The sequence below is a fragment of the Streptomyces sp. NPDC037126 genome (assembly GCF_055605965.1).
Genome location: NZ_JBVJTD010000048.1, coordinates 22,359 through 28,358 on the forward strand (window position 1 = coordinate 22,359; position 6,000 = coordinate 28,358).

5 protein-coding genes are annotated in these 6,000 nt (G+C 67.3%); all 5 read left to right on the forward strand.

Going from position 1 to position 6,000, the window contains the following annotated elements; all coding sequences use genetic code 11:
* The first annotated feature begins 30 nt into the window (after nt 1–30).
* The 5 genes from ACZ7FF_RS43290 (at nt 31) to ACZ7FF_RS43310 (ending at nt 4,947) form a co-directional block, all read left to right on the forward strand.
* Entirely contained in the window at nt 31–588 is a 558-nt protein-coding gene (locus ACZ7FF_RS43290) for an SMI1/KNR4 family protein (RefSeq protein ID WP_470820048.1), read from the forward strand.
* Nucleotides 589–1,035: 447 nt separating this feature from the next.
* Entirely contained in the window at nt 1,036–2,580 is a 1,545-nt protein-coding gene (locus tag ACZ7FF_RS43295; RefSeq protein WP_470820050.1) for an amino acid permease, read from the forward strand.
* Nucleotides 2,581–3,056: 476 nt separating this feature from the next.
* Complete coding sequence (locus ACZ7FF_RS43300; protein WP_470820052.1) at nt 3,057–3,422, forward strand: transglycosylase family protein; 366 nt, start codon at nt 3,057–3,059, stop codon at nt 3,420–3,422.
* Between the two features lie 279 nt (nt 3,423–3,701).
* Nucleotides 3,702–4,352, forward strand: coding sequence for an HAD family hydrolase (locus tag ACZ7FF_RS43305; protein ID WP_470820054.1), 651 nt, complete (start codon nt 3,702–3,704; stop codon nt 4,350–4,352).
* 52 nt (nt 4,353–4,404) lie between these two features.
* Complete coding sequence (locus ACZ7FF_RS43310; RefSeq protein ID WP_470820056.1) at nt 4,405–4,947, forward strand: barstar family protein; 543 nt, start codon at nt 4,405–4,407, stop codon at nt 4,945–4,947.
* Nucleotides 4,948–6,000: the final 1,053 nt, after the last annotated feature.

Consider the following 6,000-nt stretch of genomic DNA (forward strand, 5'->3'; position numbering starts at 1 on the left):
GGGCGCGGACGTCCTTGCTACGGTCGCTGGATGGAAAGCTGGGACGGCGACGCCGTGCGCGCACGGATTCGGGAGATGGCAGCACGGGACCCGGGCAGGAAGCGCTTCGGGGCGGACACGCACGGCTACGAGTTGGGGCCCAGCCTGCCGGAGGCGGAGATAAGGGAGTTCGAGCACTCCCATGGCATCGATCTGCCGTGGGAGTACCGGTCTTTCGTGGCGGAAGTGGGCAACGGCCCCGCCGGGCCCTCCCACGGGCTGATGCCGTTGACCGTCGCCCGCCCGGAGGCCGACGAGGAGTGGGCTGCGGACGGCGAGTGGTGGGAGGACCGGCTGCCGGGCCGACTCGCCGAGTCGTTCCCCCTCACCGAACCCCTGCCCGGCCGGATCGGCACGGGCGCACCCGCCGATGTACTGACCCGGGGCACGCTCATGCTGGCCGAACAGGGCTGCGACATGTTCGTCCGGCTGGTCCTGAACGGTCCACGAGCCGGCGAGATCTGGCAGCTCGATCCCGACTGGGGCGGCTTCGTACCGCTGAGCCCCGGTTTTCGCGCCTGGTACACCGATTGGCTGAAGAGCCCGTAACCGCACGCCGGATCGTCCGGACGAACCGCCGACCTTCGATGCTGACGGGCGTGCCCGAACTCATCGAGCAATTGCGCGAGTTACGTGAGTAAGGGCAGCAGTTCGATGAGAGAGGCTGGCCCCTTCCGCCCGTCGGCGACAGGGGCACAGGGGCGGGTGGATGGCCCTGCCGCATCGTACGTCTGTCCGGGAGGGCACTGCGCGGCCCGCGGTCTCACGAAGACGGAAGTCCCAACCAGCAGGGTGGCCGCAAGGGCTGCTGAGGGGTTCCCTGTTGTGCCATTGGCCCGGTCGCGGCGGCGTCGATGCCGTTTCGTAGCCGGTGTTTCGGTGCCAGCCTCTTGCGCTCGGCCTCGTTCACGGTAAAGGTATCGAGCCAGACCTTTGATCCGGGCGGACGTGGAACGCCGGATCCACTGGCGCCGGCCCGAGCCCGAGGAGGCCCGAATGCCCACCGATGAGTCAGTGACACAGCCGGAGCACACTGAAGCTCTGTCGCAAGATGCCCAACGCCTGCATGAACTCGGCTACGCCCAGGAACTGGCGCGCTCGATGTCGGCGTTCTCGAACTTCGCGATCTCGTTCACCATCATCTCCGTCCTGTCCGGATGCCTGACCCTCTACGGGTTCGGCATGGTCACCGGCGGCCCGGCGATGATCACTTGGGGCTGGCCGCTGGTCGGCATGATGACTCTCTTCGTGGGCCTGGCCATGGCCGAGGTCTGCTCCAGTTACCCCACAGCGGGCGGCCTGTACTACTGGGCGGCCAAGCTCGCCCCGTCCAACGGGCCAGCCTGGTCCTGGTTCACCGGCTGGTTCAACTTTCTCGGCCAGGTGGCCGTGACAGCGGGCATCGACTTCGGCGCCGCCTTCTTCCTGAACGCCCTGCTCGACCTGCAGTTCGGGTACGGCGCGACACCCGGCCACACCATCCTCCTCTTCGGAATCGTGCTCGCTGCCCACGGAGCACTGAACACCTTCAGCGTCAGGCTGGTCGCCTTCCTCGGCAACGTCAGCGTGTGGTGGCACATACTCGGCGTGGTCGTGATCGTCGGCGCCCTGGTGATCTTCCCGGCCAAGCACCAGTCGGCGAGTTTCGTCTTCACCCACTTCGTCAACACCACCGGCTGGCACTCCGGCCTCTACGTGGGACTCCTCGGCCTGCTGCTCGCCCAGTACACCTTCACCGGTTACGACGCCTCGGCGCACATGACCGAGGAGACCCATGACGCGGCCAAGGCCGGACCGCGTGGCATCGTGATGTCGATCCTCGTCTCCCTGGTCGCCGGCTGGGTTCTCCTGCTGGGCATCACCTTCGCCATCCAGAACTACGACGGCGCCCTCGCCAGCTCCACGGGAGTCCCTCCGGCGCAGATCTTCATCGACGCACTCGGCGCCACCGGAGGCAAGCTGCTCCTGTTGATCGCGATCGGCGCCCAGTTCTTCTGCGGCATGTCCTCGGTCACCGCGAACTCGCGGATGATCTACGCCTTTTCCCGGGACGGCGCCCTGCCCGGTTCGAGTGTGTGGCACCGCATCAACAAGCGAACCCAGACGCCCACCAACGCGGTCTGGCTGGCAGCCGGCGGCGCGTTCGTCCTCGGCCTGCCCTACCTGTGGAACGCCACCGCGTACGCGGCCGTCACCTCCATCGCCGTCATCGGCCTGTACATCGCCTATGTGCTGCCCGTCTTCCTGCGCCTGCTCCAGGGCGACCGCTTCGAACGCGGTCCCTGGCACCTCGGCCGCTGGAGCAGGCCGGTCGGCATCGTCGCGGTCGCCTGGACACTGATCATCACCGTGCTGTTCATGCTGCCCACGGCCAGCCCTGTGACCGGCAAGAACTTCAACTACACGCCGATCGCCGTCCTCGTCGTCTTCGGCTTCGCCGGAGTCTGGTGGCTGGCCTCGGCACGCCGCTGGTTCAAGGGGCCGAGGGTCCAGGGCACCGCGGAGGAACTGGCCGCGATCGAGCACGAACTCGAATTCTGAGCCGTACGGCTACGGGGGGAGACCGCAACCGGCCGCTGAGGCCTGGCCCCCGCATTGACTGCTATGAATCGAAGGGCCCGGCATCATTTGCTGGGCCCTTCGCCGTGCGGACCGCAGACGATCCGCAGTCGGAATCAAGGTCTGCCTGCGAGAGGTTCAGCCGTCGGCGGCGACCGTGGACACCCCGACCGTGTCGTTTTCGTCGGTTGCAGGGTGCTGGTTCGCCGGGATCGCGGGGGCGATGCGGCGCTTGGCACGCCGACTCCGTCGGGGTGGTCGGACTGTTCTCCGGATCTATCGCTCTCGCGCCGGCGACATGCCTATACCAGCCTCTGCATGTTTGGAGATCGGGCTGCAGGAAGGCTGAAGCCGCAAGTCCTCGGTCCTGCGCGCTGCTTTGCGCTGTGCGCTTTCAAGTCGCCCCGCTCTCGGCGAGTCGTCACTACTAACAGTTAATGTTATGTCACGTTATGTACATGGATTGCTCGAACCCTGTTGACGTGATCGTGAGTCGTCGCACCGTCGCGCTGGGACTGCGTACAGGGCTGCTCTCTTTGGCAGCCGTCGCGGCCCTCGCCACCGGCCCGACGGCGACCGCCCTGCCGACCAGCCGCCTCAATGCCGATTGGGATGCCATCGCCGTGTGCGAGTCCGGCGGCAACTGGAGGGCGAACACCGGCAATGGATACTTCGGCGGACTGCAGTTCAGGCAGTCCAGTTGGGTGGCGGCCGGCGGCTTGAAGTACGCGCGCCGCGCCGACCTCGCCACGCGCCGGCAACAGATCGCCGTGGCCCGACGCTTGGTGGCCATCCAGGGCCTGTCCGCCTGGGGTTGCGCCTAAGCGGCAACGTGCACCGCGCTCACGGGCCGGGAGCCGTTACGACCGGCTGCTGAACAACGGTGACCGTTCTGCACAGTGTGGCTGCCCTCGACGGCCCATCAGTATGGTGGCGCGAGGGCATGCACGGGCGTGCGTTGCTCGGTCAGCACGAACCACGTCGAGCAGCACCCCGCGCCGTGATCTCCGCGGTCTCTCGCCTCGTCCCCCTGGCCCGCGCCGACGCCGAGCGCGTCGGGAGCAGCATGGCCGCCTCACTGGTGAGGACCCTATGCTGCGGGGATGATCAAGCCCATTGAACTCGTCGTATTCGATTGCGACGGCGTGCTGGTCGACAGCGAGCGCATCGCCGCACGCGTGCAGGTCGCTCTCGGGGCCGAGTTGGGTTGGCCACTGACCGAAGACGAAGTCGTGGATCGGTTCATCGGGCGCTCGCACGCCGCCATCCGCGAGCAGGTCGCGGCTCGGCTCGGCGAGGACACGGCCACGACCTGGTCGGAGAGGTTCGAGAAGCTCCACCGCGAAGCCGTGGACCTTGAACTCGCCCCGGTCGAGGGCCTTCCGGAGGCCCTCGACGCACTCACCCTGCCGACCTGCGTCGCCTCCAGCGGCTCCCACGACAAGATGCGTCATACCCTGGGTCGTACCGGACTCTACGAACGCTTCGCTGGCCGCATCTACAGCGCCACCGAGGTCTCCCACGGCAAGCCCGCCCCGGACCTGTTCCTGCACGCCGCCCGACAGATGGGCGTCGACCCTGCCGCCTGCGTCGTAGTAGAGGACAGTCAGCCCGGCGTCCGCGCTGCCCGCGCCGCAGGCATGCGGTCCTTCGGCTATGCGGGCGGGCTCACCCCGGCTGAACGGCTTGAAGGCCACGACACCACCGTCTTCTACGACATGCGCGAACTGCCGGCACTCATCGCGGAGCGGTAGCAGCCCTACACTTTCGCATCTACAGGAACTGGCAAACGTCTTACGGGTATTGATGATCCCCGCTGAGCCGGATGGCCTGCATGGCGCGCCGACCTGCCACCGCAGGTGCCGACGCGCGGTCACCCTTGACGGGCGGTACATCGTTGGCAGGGACGGTTTCTACTGCGCGATCGGTGAGGCCATCAACGGGCCCGGCGGATATTTCGGCTGGAATCTTGACGCTCTGGACGACTGCCTGAGAGGCGGCTGGGGCGCCACCACTGCGTTCACCTTGCAGTGGGATTCCTCGGCCGAGACCAGAGCGCGGTTGGCCAGGTCAGGGCCCGGCGCTGCTCGTGCTGGCGTGCGTGCGTTCCGGGCGCGTCTGCACTTGGCTCGCCGCCGCCTTCGGCATCGGCACATCACCGCCCACGGGCCTTGGAGCGCAGGTTCACCAGCGTGCCGGTCTCTTCCTGTAGCGGGGATCCGCAGGCCACTGTTTAGCTATCGGCTGTTGGGTGCGGTGCGTCCTGCTTTCTGTGCGAGTGTGGCGACGCGTTTTTCTGCCGAGGATCGGGCGGTGTATTCTCCGGCGAATTCTCCACGGGGGTTGTAGACCTCGAACCGGTCGGCTATCTGCTGAATCGTGAAATCGCTTCGACTGTGACCGGAAGCGTAGTGCGCCGCCATGACTTCTGATCCTTCTCGGTTACCGGGGCTTTTTTTGGGGGGGTGCTTCGGTGGAACTACTCACAGTCTGGACGCCTCTCCGTGCCGGGCTGGTCGGCCGACCGGTGGATTGTGAGGTGGGCCATTGGTGGCCGGTGTGGCGGAGGTCGGGCAGGTGGGGGAGTGGCTGTCCGCCGATGGTGAGGTTCGTGAGGTGGCATTCGGTTGCGGACGTGCTGCTGGTCGCCGGGAGCCGAAGCCGAGCCCTGTCCTGGCCGGGTGTCGCCCGGAGGCCGGGTGGGGCGGGTCCGTGGCGTTCGTCGGTGAGGACCTCGCTGTTGGCGAGGCGGGAGTGGTCGTCGGTGGCGGAGTGGATGAGGGAGTAGCCGATCACCGGCACCGGTTTGCGGCTGCGGCGTCGGTCGGTGGTGGCGGGTTTGTTGTGCATTGCCTGGGGGCGGTCCGTGACCTTGTGGTCGCCGCTGTCGGGGATGTTGCGGAGCTTTGTGATGTCGACGTGGACGAGTGCGGCTGGCCGGGCGTGTGCGTAGCGGTGGACGGGTTGTCCGGTGGGCCGGTCCCGTCGGGCCTGGTGGTTGAGTGTGTGGCGGGTCAGGGCGTGGTGCAGGGTGGAGGCGGGCCGGCTCAGAACGGGTTTGGTGCGGGCCGGGCCGGGCTTGCGGTCGGTGGGCAGAGGGCAGACTCCGGCCCTCGAGCGCAGATGGTGTGTGGTGGTGTGTGGTTCGGGGCTTGCTGGAGCGGTCGTGCGGGGCGGCCTCGCCCTCGGCCCGTCAGCGGTGGATCCACTGGTGGGCGGTGGGCCGCGGTATGCCGCGGTGTGCGTGTTCTTTCGGTGTCGGGTTGTTGGGTGTGTGTGTGGTGTTTTTGCGGGTCTGGTGTGTGTGGGGGGGCGGGTGGTGTTGCGGGTTCGGGCTGTGTCGGTGTTGTTGTGGCTCGGGGGTGTCCTGGTCGGTCTTGGGGGTTGTTTTGCTTTCCTCGG